Annotated in this window: 17 protein-coding genes; 5 read left to right on the top strand and 12 right to left on the bottom strand. The window is 37.1% G+C overall.

The features are described from left to right. Nucleotides 1–19: 19 nt before the first annotated feature. From ACHRVX_RS20315 to ACHRVX_RS20295, 5 genes are all read right to left on the bottom strand, one after another. Nucleotides 20–835: a hypothetical protein gene (locus tag ACHRVX_RS20315; RefSeq protein ID WP_395335610.1), complete on the bottom strand. Its 816-nt coding sequence runs from the start codon at nucleotides 833–835 to the stop codon at nucleotides 20–22. A gap of 349 nt (nucleotides 836–1,184) precedes the next feature. Then, nucleotides 1,185–2,516 (bottom strand): PcfJ domain-containing protein, encoded by a 1,332-nt coding sequence (locus ACHRVX_RS20310; RefSeq protein ID WP_395335608.1) that lies wholly within the window; start codon nucleotides 2,514–2,516, stop codon nucleotides 1,185–1,187. After that, nucleotides 2,513–2,896: a PcfK-like family protein gene (locus tag ACHRVX_RS20305; protein WP_395335606.1), complete on the bottom strand. Its 384-nt coding sequence runs from the start codon at nucleotides 2,894–2,896 to the stop codon at nucleotides 2,513–2,515. Before ACHRVX_RS20305 ends, ACHRVX_RS20310 begins: the two co-directional genes overlap by 4 nt. Before the next feature lie 28 nt (nucleotides 2,897–2,924). Then, complete coding sequence (locus ACHRVX_RS20300) at nucleotides 2,925–3,284, bottom strand: hypothetical protein (protein ID WP_395335605.1); 360 nt, start codon at nucleotides 3,282–3,284, stop codon at nucleotides 2,925–2,927. Nucleotides 3,285–3,322: 38 nt separating this feature from the next. After that, nucleotides 3,323–3,712, bottom strand: coding sequence for a single-stranded DNA-binding protein (locus ACHRVX_RS20295; protein ID WP_395335602.1), 390 nt, complete (start codon nucleotides 3,710–3,712; stop codon nucleotides 3,323–3,325). A gap of 302 nt (nucleotides 3,713–4,014) precedes the next feature. Between ACHRVX_RS20295 and xseA the strand changes: the two genes are divergently transcribed. Next, nucleotides 4,015–5,451 carry an exodeoxyribonuclease VII large subunit gene (gene xseA / locus ACHRVX_RS20290; protein WP_395335601.1) on the top strand — a complete coding sequence of 479 codons (1,437 nt, stop codon included), beginning with the start codon at nucleotides 4,015–4,017 and terminating at the stop codon, nucleotides 5,449–5,451. After that, nucleotides 5,429–5,635 (top strand): exodeoxyribonuclease VII small subunit, encoded by a 207-nt coding sequence (gene xseB, locus ACHRVX_RS20285; RefSeq protein ID WP_395335600.1) that lies wholly within the window; start codon nucleotides 5,429–5,431, stop codon nucleotides 5,633–5,635. The genes xseA and xseB overlap by 23 nt, the downstream gene beginning before the upstream one ends. Nucleotides 5,636–5,843: 208 nt before the next feature. Here xseB and ACHRVX_RS20280 read toward each other — a convergent pair whose 3' ends face one another. The 5 genes from ACHRVX_RS20280 to ACHRVX_RS20260 all read right to left on the bottom strand — a co-directional run bounded on the left by ACHRVX_RS20280 (nucleotide 5,844) and on the right by ACHRVX_RS20260 (nucleotide 13,937). Continuing rightward, complete coding sequence (locus ACHRVX_RS20280; RefSeq protein WP_395335599.1) at nucleotides 5,844–8,900, bottom strand: DNA polymerase III subunit alpha; 3,057 nt, start codon at nucleotides 8,898–8,900, stop codon at nucleotides 5,844–5,846. 2 nt (nucleotides 8,901–8,902) lie between these two features. Further along, a complete protein-coding gene (gene dinB, locus ACHRVX_RS20275; protein ID WP_395335596.1) occupies nucleotides 8,903–10,084 on the bottom strand; it encodes a DNA polymerase IV in 1,182 nt (393 codons plus the stop codon). Between the two features lie 206 nt (nucleotides 10,085–10,290). Then, entirely contained in the window at nucleotides 10,291–12,279 is a 1,989-nt protein-coding gene (gene mobC, locus ACHRVX_RS20270; RefSeq protein WP_395335779.1) for a conjugal transfer protein MobC, read from the bottom strand. Between the two features lie 21 nt (nucleotides 12,280–12,300). Beyond that, nucleotides 12,301–13,560 (bottom strand): relaxase/mobilization nuclease domain-containing protein, encoded by a 1,260-nt coding sequence (locus ACHRVX_RS20265; protein ID WP_395335595.1) that lies wholly within the window; start codon nucleotides 13,558–13,560, stop codon nucleotides 12,301–12,303. Then, on the bottom strand, nucleotides 13,545–13,937 hold the full coding sequence (locus ACHRVX_RS20260; RefSeq protein WP_395335593.1) for a plasmid mobilization protein: 393 nt from the start codon (nucleotides 13,935–13,937) through the stop codon (nucleotides 13,545–13,547). Before ACHRVX_RS20260 ends, ACHRVX_RS20265 begins: the two co-directional genes overlap by 16 nt. 358 nt (nucleotides 13,938–14,295) lie before the next feature. Here ACHRVX_RS20260 and ACHRVX_RS20255 point away from each other — a divergent pair, with 358 nt between their 5' ends. The 3 genes from ACHRVX_RS20255 (at nucleotide 14,296) to ACHRVX_RS20245 (ending at nucleotide 16,667) form a co-directional block, all read left to right on the top strand. Then, on the top strand, nucleotides 14,296–14,586 hold the full coding sequence (locus ACHRVX_RS20255) for a hypothetical protein (RefSeq protein ID WP_395335592.1): 291 nt from the start codon (nucleotides 14,296–14,298) through the stop codon (nucleotides 14,584–14,586). 202 nt (nucleotides 14,587–14,788) lie between these two features. After that, nucleotides 14,789–16,306 (top strand): DoxX family protein, encoded by a 1,518-nt coding sequence (locus ACHRVX_RS20250; protein WP_395335590.1) that lies wholly within the window; start codon nucleotides 14,789–14,791, stop codon nucleotides 16,304–16,306. A gap of 82 nt (nucleotides 16,307–16,388) precedes the next feature. Next, nucleotides 16,389–16,667, top strand: a complete 279-nt coding sequence (locus tag ACHRVX_RS20245) for a DUF6520 family protein (protein WP_395335588.1) — start codon at nucleotides 16,389–16,391, stop codon at nucleotides 16,665–16,667. Between the two features lie 65 nt (nucleotides 16,668–16,732). Here the strand turns inward: ACHRVX_RS20245 and ACHRVX_RS20240 are convergent, their stop codons facing one another. After that, on the bottom strand, nucleotides 16,733–19,345 hold the full coding sequence (locus ACHRVX_RS20240) for an alpha/beta hydrolase family protein (RefSeq protein WP_395335586.1): 2,613 nt from the start codon (nucleotides 19,343–19,345) through the stop codon (nucleotides 16,733–16,735). Further along, nucleotides 19,345–20,775 (bottom strand): RagB/SusD family nutrient uptake outer membrane protein, encoded by a 1,431-nt coding sequence (locus tag ACHRVX_RS20235; protein WP_395335584.1) that lies wholly within the window; start codon nucleotides 20,773–20,775, stop codon nucleotides 19,345–19,347. The genes ACHRVX_RS20240 and ACHRVX_RS20235 overlap by 1 nt, the downstream gene beginning before the upstream one ends. Nucleotide 20,776 lies beyond the last annotated feature (1 nt).

Genomic DNA, 20,776 nt, shown 5'->3' with positions numbered 1-20,776 from the left:
CAAACAATAAGATTTCAAATTATTTTATTCCTTGAATCCCTGCTATAGTTTTATTATTTCTTAGTGTTTGTTCACTGCTAAAGGTTGCAAAAACAAAAGATACCTTTAAACTTTTATAAACCAGTCCGGCAGTTAACTGGCCAAAAAGAAATTTACTGTCCTTAATACCTAAGTTTGCCTTATATACATCTGTTCCTATTATGCAACTTGTATTGCTATCAAAAAAGATCTTAATTGCGTCCTTATCAGCAGAACTTAAAGGGATTGTTGCGGCATCTACATAAAAATTCATCCCTATAGATCCGCTACCCGCCCAATCTTCTGTTTTTGAGCCCATGGCAGGTAAATCTGCTGTTCCTTTTAAAAATAATCGCGATAAGATATTTAAATTATAGTCATCATTTTTATAAAAAAGCCATGGATATTCAATATTCAGTACTGTGTTACCTCCGTAAGATACTAACTTTTGATAAGCTTCAGCAATTTGTTCTTCTTCAGTAGTATCAGCATTTGTATTACTGACCATTACACCTAGGCTAAGACGAAATAATTTCAAGAAACTTCCACCTCCTACTTCGGTATAAACTGCTCCGCTATTGCTCCCAAGAGTAACTCCTGCCTGCCCAAGGAAATTATTTCCCTCGCCGTATAAGAATTTCAGCAGGTTAGATGAATCGTTATCATCAGGAAATAAAACAAAATTTGGAGACTGTCCAGCTCCTATAATTTTTTGCAAATCTGAATCTCCTTTATCAGTTCTAAATCCGGAAAAGCCCTGTCCGAAAATTTGAAAAGTAAATAGTAGTGTGATAATAATAAGTAATCTTGCTTTCATAGGTGGTTTTATTTGGTTTTTACAAATTAAAAGTAGCTAGAATAATTTGTTAAGAATACAGTACTTATACCTGTTTTTAATAGGTTAAGTATTAAATTAATTGTAAATAATTTTTTTTGTCCCCTAATAAAGTAAAACTGTTGTGGATTAAATGTATTTCGCTCAATGTTTTGAACAAAAGCTTATAAGCTTATAATATGTTTTTTTAGACTTTCAGAAGATTTTGCACAAAAAGTGTACTTTAAAATTTAAATAAATACAATACCTATTAGATATTGCTATGAAAAAGTTTTAATCTGTGAGTAACTTCTTTCCATTTAAGTGTCTGCTCAAAATGAAACTGCCCTAGTTATAACATTAGGGCAGTTTTTTCAAACTTTGCTCTTTTTTGCTTATTTATCCTTTTTTTGAGTAATGGAAGGTTTTCTTTCATCAGTTTTAAAACTTCAATGTGATATTTAGAGTTTTTATTTTTAAGTCCTCTACATTGGATAATTTGGAGTTTAGAAAGTGATACTTCTATCGTTTCTATTGGAATGTTCTCAATGCGTGCCGAGAAGATGAGAGAATCTTTTTTTGTATAGTATTCATTTGTAAATATACAGTGCTTCAGATTATCTCCCTCTTCCATAAAATCCTGCACGTTTTTAAGTACTGAAATAGTCAGGTCTTTATCTTTAAAACACAGACCAAAAAACTCCTTTTTCTCTGCCTCGTAAATTTCCTGTGCAGACAGGATTTCAGTACGCATTTTCAAAAGATACTTTTTTATCTGCAATTCTCTTTTTTTAGCAACGAGCTTATCGTGCACTTCATTTAGATTTTTAGGACAGACAAAAGATGAACAGCTGAGGTCTTTTTTAAACCATCGAAGCAAGGTTATGTAATCTTCCCATATTTTATAATCTTCAATTTTGTATTTGTATTTCAGGCAGGTTTTAACTGCCTGCCAATTCTGTCTAATATTTTGCTCATGGGACATCAGATAGTAGGAAAGCAGGGAAGTCTGCGAGGATTTCAAAAGAGTTTCTGCAATAGAATCCTTTAAAAGAGAAACAAAGAGAATCTGCGGAGCGATATTGTAAAACCCTGTTTTAAATCCGTTTCTTTTTAAGACAGGCAGTACTTTAAAACTTGGATAAATCCTGTAGGGATTGATGCGATATTTAGGCGAGTTTTGAAAATCCTTAGGTCGGATTTCAAGTGCGGAATAGTACTGCCATGCATCGTATGCACCTGAAAATACGTTTGTACTTAAAGACATGGTGCGCACTTCACCTTTTGGGTTTATCCAATGCTGCATCACTTCCTTATGAAAATAGGAAGGCGCAGTATTCTTTTTCATATGCTTGTGAGAGCAGATGATACGCACAACCTGATACCCTGCACAGACATCTAATACCGCAGAGTATTCAATTTCTTTGAAATGCACCTGATTGCACCCCTGCATTTTGAGCCTGCCCTCGCAGGCGGTACATTTTATATATTTCTCGCAAGATTTACTCTGCAATTCAGGTTTCCAAGAGTGCGAACATTCAAGGCAGTGAAATTTTCCACGAGATAAAACGCCCCATTTAAGGAAAATGTTTTTTTCTGCCCAAGTTTGCATCTGTGATGTAATGGGTTTCAGGGTAGTGCTTAAATTGGAGATCTCTTTTTCTATAATGGTTTTCGGTATCATAAGTCAAAAAGTGTTAAGGTTTGTTGTTGAGCAGGTTTAGGAGTTTGTACATTTTCAGTTTTCTGAATGATGTTTTCAGAAACAGCAGGAGCAGAGGTGAATAAATCAGCCTCTGCAGGCTGATTTACCACAACTTTACAGCTGACAGGATCGGGAATTCCGATGCTGTCATCAGCATAATATTTGAGCGCCATATCGAATATTTCCTGATTGTCAAAGGCGCAGAATCCTGTTTTCTTGACCTCGCTCAAAATGTAATTGATACAGCTTTCAAGGTTTTTGGATGCTTTGCTGAAATTCTGCGCAAAGACGGTGTCGCCCTGCGCAGTATCATTCAGGTAATTTTCTATAACGGTTTTAAATTGTTCAGAAGCTTTCATAAGGAATGATTTAAGATTAAAAAGGTGTTCACTCAAAACTGTTTCTGTAAATGTCAAAACAGTACTCTTCAAAACAGAGCCAACACATAAAAGTGTAATGGGGAAGGCGATGCGTGTTTTTTACAGGCTCGCCAAGTGAATCCTCGATTTCTTCGCGGATGTTTTCCAAATCATCAAGATTTTCGATATAGAATTTTTTACAGTCTACATGGTATATAAATTCGGATATCATACCGCTCATGCATCCGCCATTCTGCAAATCCTCTAAAAAGGATTTGAGCTGTTCTTTTTTAGTCCCGTCATACGATCCTAGATTGGAAAGGATTATTTTATTGAATGCTTGGCAAACTTCAAACTCTGCGTATATTGATTTTTCTAAGGCTTTCATAACTCATTTTTTAGGCTTGTACATTATTTATGGGAGTATTAAAAAGGCAAGTCGTCGGGTTCTTTTTCAGAATTAGTTTTAGTTCCTGTACTTACCTGTGGGGTATCCTGTTCACTTTTCGCAAATGCAAGGATTTTAATATGGCTTGTGTGAAAGGTCAGAGAGCCGTGCGCCTGCCCATCATTTCCTATATACACATTCATACCAATGCGACCAAAGAGTTCCACTAGTGCGCCTTTTTTGAGCCACTGTGCTGTTTTGGAAGACAGCCAATAGGAGCAGTCGATGTAAGTGACAATTTTTTTCAGCTCTGTGCTGTCTTTTGGTTTGTAGCTGTCATTGACTGCTATGGTAAAGTTTACGACCTCACGGTTTTCTTTTAGTTTAAAAACTGAGGCATCTTTTACAATTCGTCCTGTAATTTCCATGATACTTGATTTTTAGTGAATACTTGTTTTCAAGTTCTCTTCCACCGTTTGCGCCAAATGAATTTTTTCAAAAGAAAAAACGGGAAAAAAGAAAGCAAAAAGCCAGTGTCCGGATAAGGAAGCCGGAGTGCTATAAGTCCCGAAGGGCGGCGAGAGCCGTTATGCGCATGCAGGTGACGGCGGGCACTACTTTAGCTGCCCTTTTAACCCGTTTTGAATGAAAATCACACTATACTTTTTGAGCCTTTTTGAGATTCCGGCCTAATATTAGTACCTTAGCAAGCAGTAAGAAATCGCGGCCGATGGAACCCCACCCCTATATCAGACTCTCAGCGCTTAATGACATGATCCATGATACGCTCAATTCGCGTTTTGCTGGACAGCGTTTCTGGGTATTGGCTGATATCACCAATCATTCCTATAAGGCAGATAAAAAGATCCATTATTTTGAGCTGGTCGAGAAAGCACAGAACGGCAATTGGATAACAGCCAAGATGATGGGTAAATCATGGGGAGGGGGAGCACTGCGAATTGAAGAATTTGAAAAAAATACAGGACAGGTCTTTACCAATAACCTGCATGTACTGGTGCAGGTAAGTGTGGATTACCACCCTTTGTACGGTTTATCAGTGAGTGTGCTTGATATTGACAGTAATTTTATGCTGGGAATACTTGAGCAGCAGCGAAATGCAACACTTGAGCGCCTGGTGAAGGAAAATGATTTTATCCAAAAAGAGGGAGATGGTTATTCCACATTTAACAGCCGATTAAAGCTTCCCGCTGTTATTCAGAAAGTAGCTGTCATCTCTTCGAGCAGCTCTGCCGGGAATGAAGATTTCCGCCATACCATGCAGCACAATGATTTTGGCTACGTTTTTCAGATCGATGATTATTATACTGTTGTACAGGGAGATAATAATGCAAAACTTTTCATGAATAAAATCATCGAGATTTATAATACAGGAATACCATATGACGCCGTTGTCATTAACAGGGGCGGCGGTTCGCAGTCCGATTTTCTGATCTTTGATAATTATAATATCGGAAGGGCTGTGGCTAAATTTCCAATACCGATCATAACGGGTATTGGACACCAGAAAAATGTCAGTATAACGGATCTGATGGCCCATACCCACACCAAAACACCAACCAAGGCAGCTGAGTTTATAATTGCCCATAACCGAAGTTTTGAGCAGGAGATCTTATCACTTCAGCAAAATATTGTCATAAAATCCCAGCAGCTTTTTCATGTTCATTACAAAGAACTCAGCGAACTTAAAAATGGTATTTCTCATAACGCGAGGAAACTGGTTCAGATTTATTCAGAAGAACTGGCAAAAACCAACCAGCGGATTATTAGCAGTTCAAGATCGGTTTTGTATGGACATCAAAAGAAGCTAATCCTGACTGCCCATCAGGTAGTTCAGAGCCCAAAAATGCTGCTGCAGCAGAAAAAAAATGATTTGACACATATCAAAAATTCTATAAAGAACACTGCTAATGATTATCTTCGCAGAGAGAAAGTTACTTTGGAGCATCACCTTAAAAGTATTCAGATGATGTCCCCCCAGAATATCCTTCGTAAAGGCTATGCAATTGTAAAGTTCAATGAAAAGATAATAAGCAGTGCAGACAATATTCAGGCTGGACAGGAGATAGAAGTGATCCTGAAAGACGCTAAACTAAAAAGCACCGTTAAAGAAAAAATACAATATGATGGAAGAGAAACTGACCTATGAGGCTGCCCTTTCTGAGCTGACAGCTATTTCGAAAGAAATTGAAAACGAAACGATCTCGGTTGATACTCTGGCTTCCAAAGTGAAAAGAGCATCGGAGCTTATTGAGTTCTGCCAGACCAAGCTTAAAAACACAGAAGCGGAAGTCGGCAAGATCATCAGCAGGATGGAAAACCCGGAAAACTAAATAAAAAAGAGATATACTATCGTAATTATTTCTTCGTTATGTAGCTATATAACCCGAATACATGAGAATACTTAACATAAAAAGTTTAAATATTCAATTATATATGCCTCTTACTTTATAAGTCCCATTATATCTGTAATGGGACTTTTTTCTGTCATTATACTGCGGATAAAGTTTTCTCTTTATAATTTTCAAAATACTTAATCATTTATAAAATCATTTTGTTTCTAGGCAGATTAATCTCATGTTCCTGCGGATATGGTGCCCGATGGGTCATACTCACATCTTCACGAATCTGCTGGTGTGCTTTATACTGATTATCACTTGCATTGGAGTAACGCGGATCGGGGATGAATGGCATTTTTTCCATCTTTAGGATGGTTATCGTTGGAAAGTGATAATCTACTTCCACATTTCCCAACAGCAGATAACATCCTCCTCCCTGAAATGGGTATTTTGCCAGACTGTCGGTAAAATGCGCTGTATCAAAAAACTCCCCATGAGCATCTATCCAGGTCCCAAAATACATGGCACCCATTTTAGTCGGGACATGTTTTCGGGATATCAGGTAAGCGAGCATACGTACCGTCTTTTTGTGATGTTTTAATAAATCTTTAGCCAGGACATCACCTCTGAATTTAGTTTTCAGTAAATCAAAAGGAGAGCATGAGACAGGAAAACTCAATAATTCAATTTCATCAAATGCATCTTCAAATTCCGAGCGTTCCAATTTCGGAAGTTCATATTCTTTGACAGGTTCTTGGATGAGCATGAGATTTCTGTTTTCAGGCTTGAAGTTAATCAGAATCAGCCTTGCGATTACCAGCAGCTGATTCTTTGTCTTTCCGGTAAAACGGAAAGCCCCTATAAAGATCAGGATCTGAATGCCTTCAATACCAATTGGAATACGATTGATAAAATCTTCAAGGGATTTGTAATTTCCATTTTTTTCACGCTCGGTCTGTATCATAAAAGCTATTTTGGATTCCAGACTCTGAAGGTGCATAAAACCCAGATACACATCTGTTCCATATAACGTTGTTTCGAACTCGCTTTTATTCACGCATGGATTGTGCACTGAAGCGCCTGACATCTTTGCTTCATGAACGTATACTTCGGTTCTGTAAAAACCACCCTGATTGTTTATGACCGCTACCATAATTTCAACGGGATAATACACTTTCAAATAGAGACTCTGATAACTCTCCACGGCATAAGATGCGGAATGTGCCTTGCAGAAAGAATAACCCGCAAAAGATTCTATCTGGCGGTATATTTCTTCACTAAGCCTGAGCGGATGGCCTTTTTCAGCACAGCAGGCAAAGAAATTATCTTTTACTTTCTGCAGCGCCGATTTTGAACGTCCTTTTCCCGACATTGCACGGCGCAGTATATCTCCATCAGCTGCAGGAAGTCCTCCATAATGCAGTGCAATTTTAATTACGTCTTCCTGATAGACCATGATACCGTATGTTTCTCCCAGTTGCTGCTCAAAGACAGGGTGGAAGTATTCAAACTTATCCGGATGATTATGACGGAAAATATATTCCTTCATCATGCCGGACTGTGCTACGCCTGGCCGTATGATGGAAGAGGCTGCAACAAGGGTTTTGTAATTATCACAATTTAAACGGCGAAGCAGCCCCCGCATAGCCGGGCTTTCGATGTAGAAACAGCCGATGGTTGTACCCAGTGCTAAGAACTCATTGCACCTGGTCTCATTTTTTGAAATAGCAGTATCACGGATGTTAAGCCTGATGCCCCGGTTTTTTTCAATCAGTTTCACGCTGTCATCAATGTGCCCGATACCGCGCTGGCTGAGAATATCGAATTTTTCCAGCCCAATGTCTTCTGCAATATGCATATCAAAAAGCACAATTGGAAAACCTTTAGGAGGCATTTCCAGAGGCGTATAATTGGTAATGGGTTCCTCGGAGATGAGTATACCGCAGGAATGCATACTTCTCTGGTTGGGATACTTCTCTAGAAGCATGCCATATTGCTGCACCTGTTTTACGACCTTATTTGTGGCATGAAGTTCCATGGGGTTTTTAGCCAATGCATCGAGTTCTTCTTTTGGAAGCCCAAAAACTTTGCCTACTTCACGAAATATGGAGCGGTATTTAAATTCAACATTTGTGCCGCAGAAAGCGACGTGCTCATATCCATAACGTGAAAAAATATACTCTAAAATCGTATCGCGTTCTTTCCAGCTCCAGTCAATGTCAAAATCGGGCGGGCTTTTACGGTTGAGGTTTAAAAAACGTTCAAAATACAAGTCAAGTTCCAATGGGCAGATATCTGTAATACCCAAGCAATAGGCAATGATGCTGTTGGCACCACTGCCACGTCCAATATGAAGGAACCCTTGTGAATTACTGAAGCGTATAATATCCCAAGTAATTAAAAAGTAACCGCTGAACTCCAGCTGATCAATTACTTTGAGTTCTTTGAACATACGGGATTTTGCTTCTGCATTATTTTTTCCATAGCGCCACTCCAAACCCTTCTTTGCCAGAGTGGTGAGCAGGTTCATATCATCTTTTCGGTTATTGGTATAAAATTTCTTGTTTTTGGGAGTCTTAAAGTCAAATTCAAAATTGCACTGCTCGATAATTTTTTCCGTGTTTGCGATAATTTCGGGATACTGCCCATAGCAGGATGAGATTCTTTGTATATTGACCATCACTTCTGAATCTCTGCAGAAATCCAAAGGGGTAAGTTTAGATAAAATAACATTCAGGTCAATGGCCCGAAGAATCTTGTGCAGTTCGTATTCCTTTTTGTTTCTAAAGGTTACAGGCTGGAGGATAACCATTTTTTCCTGCCTGTTTTTCCACTCGGACAGAATGAGCTTTTGCAGCTGTTCGGGACGAATGCCGATATATTCATTTTCTTTTAAAGCGGAGGGCGCATTTTCCAAAGGATAGATGATAAAAACATGGTCAAAATCCGGAGCAGAGAGCGGCAGAGTGGTATTGTCAAAATTATGGCGGGTCAGAAAGCGGTTCATTTCAGCCAGCCCATCTGCATTTTTAGCCAGTCCGATGTAACGCAGCTGATTTTCACTGCGGAACTCCATTCCTATAACAGGCTTGATACCTGCAATATTACAGCCTTTTATAAAATCGTAAATTCCAGTTACCGTATTAATATCTGTAAGTGCCATAGCATTAACACCGCAGTTTATCGCATGCTGGATTAATTCCTCAAGGGGAATGGTGCCATATCGCAGGGAATGAAAGGAATGGCAGTTGAGGTACATAACTAGGGTTTACGTTTTAAAATTTCATTTTTAGTATTAGGCTTGAATGAAGCTCCGGCGCATCGCATTACCGCATCAAAGCCATAACGGCTTTTCATTTTGTCCATAGCCTGATAGAGTGCCAGCATTTCTTCGGTATCCTGAAAAAGATCGATCTGGTAAGTTCCGCGAACCAGTCCGCTGAACCGAACTCCGATAAGACGAAGGCGCATTCGGCGCTGGTATAATTTGTCAAAGAGTTCAGTCACGGTTTTAGTGAGAATATGATCGGCAGATGTATACTGAACGCGGCATTGTTTGGTTTCAGTGTCAAAATTAGCATAGCGTATTTTAATGGTAACCGTCGAAGCCAGCCACTGTTCTGACCGGAGTTGAAAAGCCAGTTTTTCCACCATTCCCAGGATTACTCTTTTTAGTTTATCAATATCAATAGTATCCTGAGTGAAAGTATGCTCTGTGGATATGGATTTTCTCTCAGTGTAGGGTTCAACAGGATTATTATCAATGCCGTTGGATTTTTTCCATAATTCAATTCCGTTCTTTCCGATCATCTGCTGGAGTACCTCACATGGCATTTTAGAAAGGGTTTCAATAGTTCTGATCCCTATCCTTGACAAGAGCTGAAAAGTTTTATCCCCAACCATTGGTATTTTTTGGACAGACAGCGGATTTAAAAACTGCTGCACCATTTCTGGGGGAATCTGCAGGTTCTGCTTTTGTTTGCCTTCCCCTGTACCGATTTTGGAAACGGTTTTATTAATTGAAAGGGCAAATGTAAGTGGGAGACCTGTTTCCTTTGTAATGGTCTGGGCAAGTTCATTTGTCCACTTATAGCTTCCATGGAATTTATCCATGCCGGTAATGTCCAGATAAAATTCATCTATGCTGGCTTTTTCCACCACGGGAGCTTTTTCCTGAATAATTTCCGTGATGCTATGAGAAAGCTGAGAGTATAATTCCATATCTCCTTTCATTACCTTAGCCTGAGGACAGAGACGAAGCGCCATCTGTATGGGCATTGCGGATCGGACGCCAAAGCGGCGTGCTTCGTAAGAGCAAGATGCTACAACCCCTCTGTCTCCGCCTCCAATAATAATCGGTATGCCGTTTAATTCTGAATTTGTGAGCCTTTCGCATGACACGAAAAACGTATTCATATCAATATGTACAACCGATCTTTCCATAATCTTCTCATTTTTATACAAGTCAAAATTAGTATAGATCGTAACATTAAATAGGTATTAATATGTTCTAATTTATAACAAAAAGTGTTAATCAATATTTTCTGACGCTATGAATACCCGTAAAAACTGAAATGCTGTAGAAATTAACCTAAAAGAAAAAATGTAAAGTATTTATTTTTTAATGTGTTTTTTCTTAATTAAGGAATTTAGGAATCTTTTTTTATGATTAAATGAGACAGCGCAGGATTATTAATTAAACGCTCCATTTCGGCATGCATAATATCCTGAACGTCCTGTTTAATCTGCATGTAATTTCGCTGTACCATGATACTGTCAATTTTACGGATTATGGGAATGTCCTGATAATTATCCTGTTCTTTTTTAAGCGCATCATGATTGTTTATAATTTCGGAATGAAAAGTTTTCAGCTCGATTTTACAATCAGGATTGTCGGCTACAATCCCAACAAATTCCCCGGAACTTAAAGAGGAAATTTTGGAAGGGGGTACGGCAGATTCCAACTGTTTGGAACGGCTGATTGAAGTGTCTGCACTATTGATTGAAAGGCTTTCACGATCCTGCATAATTTTTCCAAATCGTTCGGAAAGCTGTTTGGCTGTATCACCGGTGACCTGACCGCTTATGATGTTTCCGGTAATATTTAAGATCACATCCGCCTGTTCGCGTCCATAGTCTTTTCTAAGCTGGCTGAAGTCCTGAATTCCCAAACAGGTCGCTACTTTATTGCTTCTTGCCGTTGCAATTAAGCTGTCCATATTGTTAAGATAAATTGTTGGAAATTCATCAAATATCAGACTGCTTTTGAGTTTTCCTTTTTGGTTGACCTGCTTGATTAAGCGGCTTACGTAAAGTGATAAAACAGCGCCGTAAGTTTGTATTTTCTGAGGGTTATTTCCCATGGATACAATCTTAGGCTCAAGCGGGTTATTGATGTCCAAAGTAAAGTCATTGCCTGAAAGTACATAGTAAAGCTGCGGGGAAGAGAGCCTTGCCATGGAAATTTTGGCAGAGGCAATCTGACCCTCAAGCTGCTCACTGACATCCTTAAGGTAAGCGCTGAGAAATGGATTGATCAGCACTTCAATCTCTTTTTCTGTTCTCAGCAGTGTAAAGAGACTGTCGTAATCCAGCTGCATGAGTTCAATAACGTGCGGAAGGGTGCAGAATTCCCCGTCATTATATTTTCGTAAATACCATATTATAGCAGTCAGAAAATTGATAGGGGATTCCACAAAAAAGTCACCCTGTTTTTTAATCCATTCCCGGTTGAGTCCAAGCAGAATAGTTCTTGCTGATTCTGCTGCATCGGTTATGTCGGTCATCGATTCAGGATACAGAGGGTTGCACCTGTGGGTGCGGCTTAAATCATCGAAATTAATCATGTAAAATTTGGGTTCAACTGCATAAAGATGCCGGTATTTCAGCCAGGTATTATAGGCAATGATCGTCAGGTCAGCGAATTTAAAATCGTAAACGAACATGCTGAATCCCTTTTGAATATGCTGGGTAATAACATGGCGAATTACAAAATAAGATTTTCCGGAACCGGGTGTTCCCGGAACGAGAAGCGATCGAAAAGGATTGATAATATTAATCCAGCTGTTTCGTACTTTATCTTTTAAATGGTAACGAGCCGGAAGGTTAACGGAGTATTCGTTTTTTATAAGCCTTTCTTCCTGTGGGAAAGTTTCATTTTCTTTGTTGAAAATATCTTTATGATTTAATTTTCTACTGATAATTCTTGAGAGAAGCGTACCTCCGGAAAGTATCATCAGATATCCTATCGAAGTGGATATAATATAACCTAAAATTTTAAAAACAGGACTAAGAACTGTCAGCAGAAACAGGTAACTGATAAAATACAAAATCAGTCCTGCCAGGATGTAATATAATGCCGTTTTGAATTGCAGCTTTTCATCTTTTTTTCCTTTTGCACCGAGTAATGAAATGAGCAGTAAACCCAAGGCAAAAAACTTTGTTTTATGAAAATTACTGAAAATCCCTGTATTGTAAATGTTGTGTAAAATCTTATCGCTAAATGGGCTGACCAATTCCCAATATTTAAAAACCGAATAACCGAAATAATAGAAGTGAATACTCAAAAGCATTATGCTTATGAGCCTTGTCATATCTAAAATTTTTCTAAGTGCCTGATCATTTTCTCCTGTCTGCATAGCCATGGCTTTAGTGTTTAATTAATTGTCGGATTGTCCTTTTCTTTTTCTTTTTTTTCGTCTGCCTTTTAAACTGGCGGGAATATATTCAGATGCATATTCAGGCTGTAAAACGCTGTCAATTATATTTTGTAATTCAAGCTCAGAAATAAAAGCAGGATTTTTAGTTCCTTGTTCCTTCTGTATTTTGTTTTCATAATTATTTCCGTCAGGTTTTACCCTTACATTACCGCACCTTTCCAGCATTGCTTTTGCTGCATACTGAACCCCCAAAACGCTGCCATTAAAAACGCATTTAGTAGTATGGTCTACATATGTAATTCCATAAATCAAACGTTGAGAGCTTTGTCTGTAAATTACAGCGATACCTTCTTTGAGTAATTTTTTTTCCAGCTCGTCAAGGTTTATATTGCTGTTTTTTAAAAATGCCATATCAATACTGTTTCGGACTCTTTTCATGTCAGGAATCCGGTTTTTTTTATTGGCTTCAAATTTTTGTTCAAGAGCCTTCAAAGTAGGCCTGAAATGAAAGCTGCTTGCTTTTATAGGAACTCCGATTGGTTTTTTGTCAGCATTAATAATCTGGTATAAAAGTCCTTTGTGAAGAAACATTTTAGAATCCTCTTTTCCCTGCAGAACAGAAACATTGTACAGGTTCAATACTGCATTTAATTCTCCAAGGGTGGTAAATTTATAATGCGGTATTACAGCATTTAAAATACCCGCGATTGCTTTTTTTGAATCTGAGGTGCCATAATTGATTTTAAGAACATTCACTGGTTTTAAATCTATTGCGGTTGTCTTTTTTTTACTTTCTGCACGTACTAAATTAAATTGTGTTTCAATTTCTTTTCGTGCTGTTTCCGACTGATTTTTTCCAATGTTCTGCATGTTAATTCTGCTGCCGTCTGCTTTTACTTTTATGGAGACAATATGGATGTGCGGATGTCCGGCATCATGGTGCTGATAAACTAAATATGGCTGATCCCCAAAACCAATTTTATCCATATAAGTATCGGCAATTTCCATGAGTTTTTCTTTTGATAACTCTTTTTCTGAAGGGTCAAAATTGAGCGATATATGCACACTGTTTCGGGTAACATTTTCATTGAGTTCAAGCTGTTTTAAAAGCATCTTTAATTTTAGATTCAAACTCATTTCATCTACGTCCATTGGATAATTTCCTTCCCCGATACACTTGGCTACACCCGTCAAAACTTTGTTCTCATTGTAATTAAAAATAGCTCTGATCGAGCGCCCTGTATTTATGACTGCAACCATTTTTCAGAGAGATTTTCGATGTGTTTTTTAATCTTATCTATGGAATTAAAGAGTAGTTTTTTCTCAATTTCATAAACTGTAATCCAATGTTTAAATTCTGAAATCTGTACAATGGTGTGAAGCTTTTTAACTGTCTGATTGAAATTGTTTCCAATGCCATTTAAATCCTTTCTGAGCAGTATTAGTTCACTCATTAATTCATCGAGTGATTCGTTTCGGTATTTCAAAACGAGGGGTTTCTGCAGCAGATTTTTTCTTGCATAATCGCTCAGTTTACGGCAGGTTGATTTGTTAAACTGCTTCTGCAATATTTCATATTCGGCGCTAGTCAGTCTTAGATGGAGCCATCTTGTTCTGTTTTTCTTTTCTTCTTTCATCGCTTATCTCTTTCATTTCACAAATTATTTTCCTTTTGGTTTCACCGCCAACGAGTTCCGAGTAAAAAGGCGGCAAGATATCGGTTGTGATACAACCGGACATCTTGCAGATTACAGGAACGTGGTAATCCTTTAGTGCATTTAAAATACGTTGTAAAAAATAATAGTCCTTAAAAAAATTCTTGTAACCAATTGCATTAATGCAAGTTGCGGAAGTATTTATCCTTAAGGTTTTATAATGACACGAAGTTATTTAAGTCTATGTAATAAAGCATATCATAAGTAAATTATGCTTATGATGCATTGCTCGGTGATCCTTAACTTTATTCTTTGATTTATTAATTTAAACGGTGAAATTATGATTACGAAAAATGAAGTTGCCAAGGTTTTTGATACGGTTTTAAGTATCCCTGGCATGAGTGAGATGGTGAAGTTTGATTTGAAAATTTCACGTAAAAATGTTCTGTTGTTAAGTCACTTTATTGAACAGGGATTACTGCTTGAAAAAGATGAATCCAGCCTGATAGGAAGCATGTCTGAAGATGGTTTTACAGATCTTAAGAATTTGTCGCAGGAATGTTTGCAGAAAGCAGGTTTGGTGGAGCTGAACCAAAAACTTTTGAGTCTAAGTGAAGCTTGTAAATCATAGCAACATTTAGTTAATTGATTCAAGTGCTTTATAGATCCAATGTATTTATAAAGCACTTTTAAATTGTAAAATGAAACCAAGTATAAAAATGGCTCGTTTTTGAAAACTATTGGCTTGTTTTTGATGTCTTAAATCGGAATCAACTGATTTACATTTGCTTAAGATTTTATTCTGATCTGTATATTAATTAAAACGCATGATTATGGAACTGAAAACACGAGCTAAAAATATAACAATAGAAGTAATCTGCCTTTTGTATATATTGTTGTTTATATATGCAGGACTAAGTAAAATTTTAGATTTTCATAATTTCAGGATCCAACTTGGGCAATCTCCAATTTTAAGCCCATTAGCAGGCTGGGTTTCAATTCTAATTCCTCTAATAGAATTCGCAATCGCAATACTGTTAATCTTTAAACAAACAAGATTTTTGGGGTTATTGGCTTCTTTTATTCTGATGGGTTTATTTTCTTTTTATATCTATATAATTCTCAATTACAGCTCGTTTATTCCTTGTTCATGTGGAGGAATTTTGGAGAAAATGAAATGGGGTGATCATCTGATATTTAACTTGGTTTTTGTAGTTATGGCGGGATTGGCATTTTTGATTCTGCCTGTATCTCTACATAACATATTTATAAACATAAAGTCACGTTTGGGTTTACTTTCGATTTCAGTTGTACTGAGTGGTATTGTAATGTTTACTTTGTTTAATTTTTCTGATACTGTTACCCATTATAAGAATCGATTCATCAGAAGGTTTCCTCAGCATACAGCTCAGGAAATCTACCAGATAGATTTGAGCTACAACTCCTATTATTTTGCCGGCACAGGAAATGGAAAATTATATCTGGGTAATTATACAGCTCCTTTTCAGGTAATGGTTTTGGATACTGCATCAAGAATAAAAAGAAACTTTCATATTTCTTTACGACGAAAAAATCTTCCATTTACAGGACCAAAAATTAAAGTCCTAAACAATGATTTTTTTGTTTTTGAAGGTACAGTCCCCTACGTTTTTAAAGGAAGTACCAAGAATTGGAACGCCGATCTTAGAATTAATAGTGGCTACCTTTTTTCACATGCCCAGCCCATGGACTCAACAAATTTGGCAGTTAGGTACCTAGTGCCAAAAAGTGGAGAAAGTGCAATTGGGAATTTGGATTTAAATGATACACTTAAATCAAAATTTGACACTTCGCTATTACAAAAGCAATTTGACGGGATATTTGATACAGACGGCACTTTGCTTTTCAATGAGCAAATAAAAAAAATAGTCTATGTATACTACTATCGAAACGAATATATGGTCATTAGACCGCAATTAAAAATAAACTTCCGCGGAAGTACAATCGATACTGTGCGGATCGCCAGAATTGACTTAATCCAATATAAAAACAGTAAGTTGAAGACTTTTGCAAAACCGCCACTAATGGTTAATAAAATCGCAGCTACTTATGGGGAAATGCTTTATATAAATTCTACACTTCCGGGTTTGTACGAATCTGAAAAACTATGGAAAACGGCAAGTATTGTTGATGTATATAATCTAAATGACAAAACCTACCGTTCTAGTTTTCCTATCTACGATATAGGGGGGAAGAAAGTAAAAAGTATTATTATTTATGGGAGCTTTTTATATGCATTAATTGATCATACATTACTATGTTACAAACTTCGAAGTCGTATTGCGCAAAATCATGCAATAAAGCAGCAATAAATAAAAATATATCGGCCGATGTCAGGGGAGAGATCGAAAACCTGTCAAAAGAGTAGATCATAACCATATAAAAACTTTAATTATGAAAACAAATTTTTCTAAAAGATTTATGGTGCCTCTGGCAGTCATAATCTTAGGTGGAGCAGGTGCTTTTGCAACTACTTCCATGAGCACTAATAAAGCTGTTGAAGAAAGAATGGGCTATCGCTATCTTTCTGAACAGGAGCCTTGTCACGAGGAAAACGAATGTTCAACAGTGAACAATAACGTAATTTGTACATCGACGGTAGGCAGTCACCAGTTGTTTGACCAGCAAAGTCCAAACTCTTGTGATGTTCCGCTTTACAAAATTCAGAATTAGCTTAAACAATTTTAAATAATTTTTTTAGTGACAATGCTGTTTTCGTTTGAAAACAGCATTGTTTTTTAGAGTGACTCCATCCATTTCGCTAATGGTTCGTCTTTTAAAAAATGTCCGAACCATGCCGCTCTTTTTTTAGTTAAATCATATTGATTTTCCGGCTTGGAAAATACATGGTTCTCATTTGGATAAACTAAAAGAATATGTTCTTTTTGGAGTCTTCGCAGAGCAAGGTAAAATTCATTACTTTGAACAGGATTTACCTGTGTGTCTGCTTTACCCGTGTATGCAAGTAAAGGTGTTGATATGTTTGCTGCGTGCATTACAGGAGAATTGTTCTGATAGTTATCATAATCTTCAAAAAGGTTATTTCCCATTCGCATTTGAAAATATTCAAACCGCCATGCCTCGGGTTTGTAATTTGCTTTATTGTAACTTAGATAATAACTGTTGAAATTAGTAACCGCTGCGCCTGCTATCGCTGCTGCAAATATTTTGGTCTGGGTAATAATGAAATCAGTTTCATATCCACCAAAAGAATGCCCCATCAGGCCTATTTTTTTCTCATTGACAGGATAGTTTTTTACAATTGCATTCACAGCGGACGTTACACAGTCCAGGGCAGAAAAACCAGTATTGCCAATTTCAAAATCGATGTCAGGAAAAAGAACAAAATAACCATCATTGGTATAATTTGAGACATTAATCGAACAGCCATTAAGATTTGATGGATTAGTATATACATTTAGCTGATTGGTTTGTTTTTCATAAATATTTACGATCATCGGATAATTTTCCGCGACATCAAAATTTGCCGGATAATAAAGCACCGCGTTTAGTGTATTGCCTTTTGAATTTTTGTAAGTAATTAATTTTGACCTTCCCCAAGAATATTGGTTATGTTGTGGATTGGTCTGAAGGACTGTCCTGGTTGATTTTTGATTACTCACCAACAAAGAGGGAGGAGCGTTAAATTTTTCTTTTACATATAAAAAAGTATTACTGTTTTTCGCCTTTACAATACTGTGCACCAAAGCACTGTCATACACAATGCGCTGAATTTTTCTCTCGGAGTCTAAATACGAGAATCCAGTATAAGTGTTATTACTTTTTTTTACATTCAGAATTAGATCTTCGCCGGGCAGGACAATTTGTTCTTTGGAGACAAAGTTTCCTCTGATACCCAATTTGGGATTCACTAATCTGTAGATTTGCTGATTTTCTTTTCCGAAGGTAATGCGACGGGATTTGCCCGTTTGGGTATTAAATTCCCAAATATCAAACTGGTCGTATAAAAACACTGTTTGATCGTTGTTGGTCCATCCTGCGCAACCGAATGAATTGGGCGTTTCGGCCATCTGTTCCGTGTAGTCAGCAAATGATCCGGCACTATTTTGACTAATATTGGTGTGTTTCTGATTTTTAAATGAGTATAGCCACCAATCCTGATTTTTAAAGTAGAGAAAATACTTGCCCATTGGAGAAAAGTATACTGACTTTATAGCTGCGGATTGTTTTTCCAGAAAAGGAATTTTTATACCGGTTTGTGTATTAAACAGCCAATATGTTAAGTCCGGAGCCTGTTTAAAATACGGTTTGTTTTCGTCCTGATCATAGACCAGTGCCCAGCTCTGATTAGGATTTATTAAAGCTTGAGAATGAATTTCATCACCAATTAAACGAACTGTATTTTTTCCTGGCTTCCAAACTGCTATTCTGGACTGGTCTTTTGTGGCTCCAAACGAGTTCCTTTCCGGAAATAAGTCCTTGTCTTTGGCATTCCAAATTTCTATACTGTCCTTGTTTTGTACTAGAGGTGAACTGTCTTTTTTCTTTAGGGAAAAAAAAATGCTTTGCTGATCATCGGAGAAAACAAGTGTGTTGTCAAATCGCGCATCCAATGCCATATCTTTGGGCCAGTTGGAAATCTTTTGGTTGTTACATTCAAGGAGTTTTTTCATCAACAGATCATATAAGAAAAGTGTTTCATAACTTTTTTCCTCGACTGAATATCCAGCAAAAAGAATTGACTTACCATTTGGATGCCATTTGATAATTGGGTATGATAGTGAATGATCAGAACTTATAAAAGTTTCTTTGTTTTGTTTTTTGAAATCTAGAATAAAAAGTGAATTAAAAGGAAATGAAGTTACATATGCCAGCTTTGAAGTATCGGGGCTAAGTTTGTAATAGGTAACATTTTCTATACTGCGTTTTATATTTCCATTATAATCAGAGATATGAAGCGCAATCTTACCATTGCCGAGATTTTCTTTCAATACAATATTCCCATCTGCAGCATAGAACTGACTGATGTTATCAAATTTTACTATGACTCCAGTGTCCAGATTCAAAACCTGAAATTTATTACCTCTGAGGAGACAACCAAAATGATTTTCATTTAAAAATACACCCTGGACTCCTTTAGGAAAACAAAATTTTTTCGGTGAAATTGTATTCTTCACAAATAAGGTGTCATTTGATGATTCATAAGCGAGATTGTAACTTATCCAATATGCATTATTTGCAATATTAATTGTTGTTAACTTGCTCCACAGTTGGTAATCCTCCTGCGTCACTTTTTTAAGTTTTTTAATCTGCCCCAGTACAGGGCAGATTGTCAAAAGCAAAAAAATACTAATTCGAAGGCTTTTGCTGATGTATAGTCGTGTTTTCATTAATAACCTGTATTTTGCGGAATTAAGTTTTTGTTTAGCAGCAATTCTGACTCGGGCAGTGGTAACTGCGCTTTATAGGAACTCCAACCTGGTTTAACAGAAGGTAATGCCGTATCCAAAGCGTTGAACCGTTTTAAATCAAAAAATCGATGTCCAAATTCGCAGAAAAATTCCAGTTGTCTTTCCTTTAGGATTGCTTCTAGTATTTCGCTTTGAGAAATGGCCGTGGTATTTAAAAGACCAGCAGTATTTCTAATAACATTCAAATCTTCTTTACTACCTATAAGATCACCAGCATGCGCACGTGCTTCAGCCCTAATGAGGTACATTTCACTTAGTCTTAGTAAAACGGAATATTCGGTAGAAGCAGAGGTTATTTTACTTTTATACTTGGAGGAATAATACCAAGTTGCACCTTCTTTAGTAACAGAGGCTATCCAGCTTAATTTCCTTTTGTCTGCTGTTGTAAAAGTGTTTACCAGTGTTGTAGTTAAGGCGGATAACGGGGGTGGTCCAACAGTAAAGACAAATGTCTGTGCTTCCAGCGAATTCCCTGTAGCTGTATTGGGCGAGAACTGCCATATGGTAGCTGTACTTTCCTTTAAAAAAGTTTTATTCAAATTACTCTCAACGGAATACAAGGCTGTATTATTTAATACAGCGGAAGCTTCATTGGAAGCCTCATCCCATTGTTGCGTATAGAGATAAACCCTTGAAAGCAATGCCCTTGCTGAAAATTTATTAGGTCTTGTGCGGTCTGGACTTTTGTATGTTCCAGGCAATAGGGCTACAGCAAGGTTTAAATCTTCAATGCAGTTCCCATAGACTGCATTTGCAGGTTCCTTCGAAATCATACTGTTCTTTTGGTAATCTGTTGTTCTGATATATGGTATACTCCCAAAAAGATTTGCCAGGTAGAAATGGATAAGTGCCCTTGTAAAGAGAGCTTCGCCTTTTAACTGATCACGGTCTGTACTGAGCAGATTCGCAGAGTTTGCCACACCTTCTAAAATTGCGTTAGCTCCATATATTTGATTGTAGCTATTATTCCAAAGTGATTTTATACTGGAATTGGATGGCAGCACAATGCCATTATAAAAATCTGTAGTTCCTTCCTGCGGATTTCCATAAAACGCTAATTCGTCGGTATAATTTCCCATTAAATTTGAGAGACCGAAAGCATATCCAGTAAAAAGACCGCTATCGCGCATTTTTGCATAAACTTGTGTCATGGCTGCATTTGCAGTAGTTTTATCTTCGTAAACACTATTTGCGGTTAATTGTGAATTTGGAAGTTCGACATCTATAAAATTATCACAGCTCAGAAAAATGCTAAATAAGATTAATGCAGACAAAATCATTTGAAACTTATCCAATACTGTATAAGTTGTACCCTGATATAATTTTAATAACGGATTAAATTTTTTCATA

Origin of the sequence: Flavobacterium sp. FlaQc-47, assembly GCF_044006475.1 — a bacterium.
In the GTDB taxonomy this organism is placed as follows: Bacteria; Bacteroidota; Bacteroidia; order Flavobacteriales; family Flavobacteriaceae; genus Flavobacterium.
This window is presented reverse-complemented; position numbering and strand designations above follow the sequence as displayed.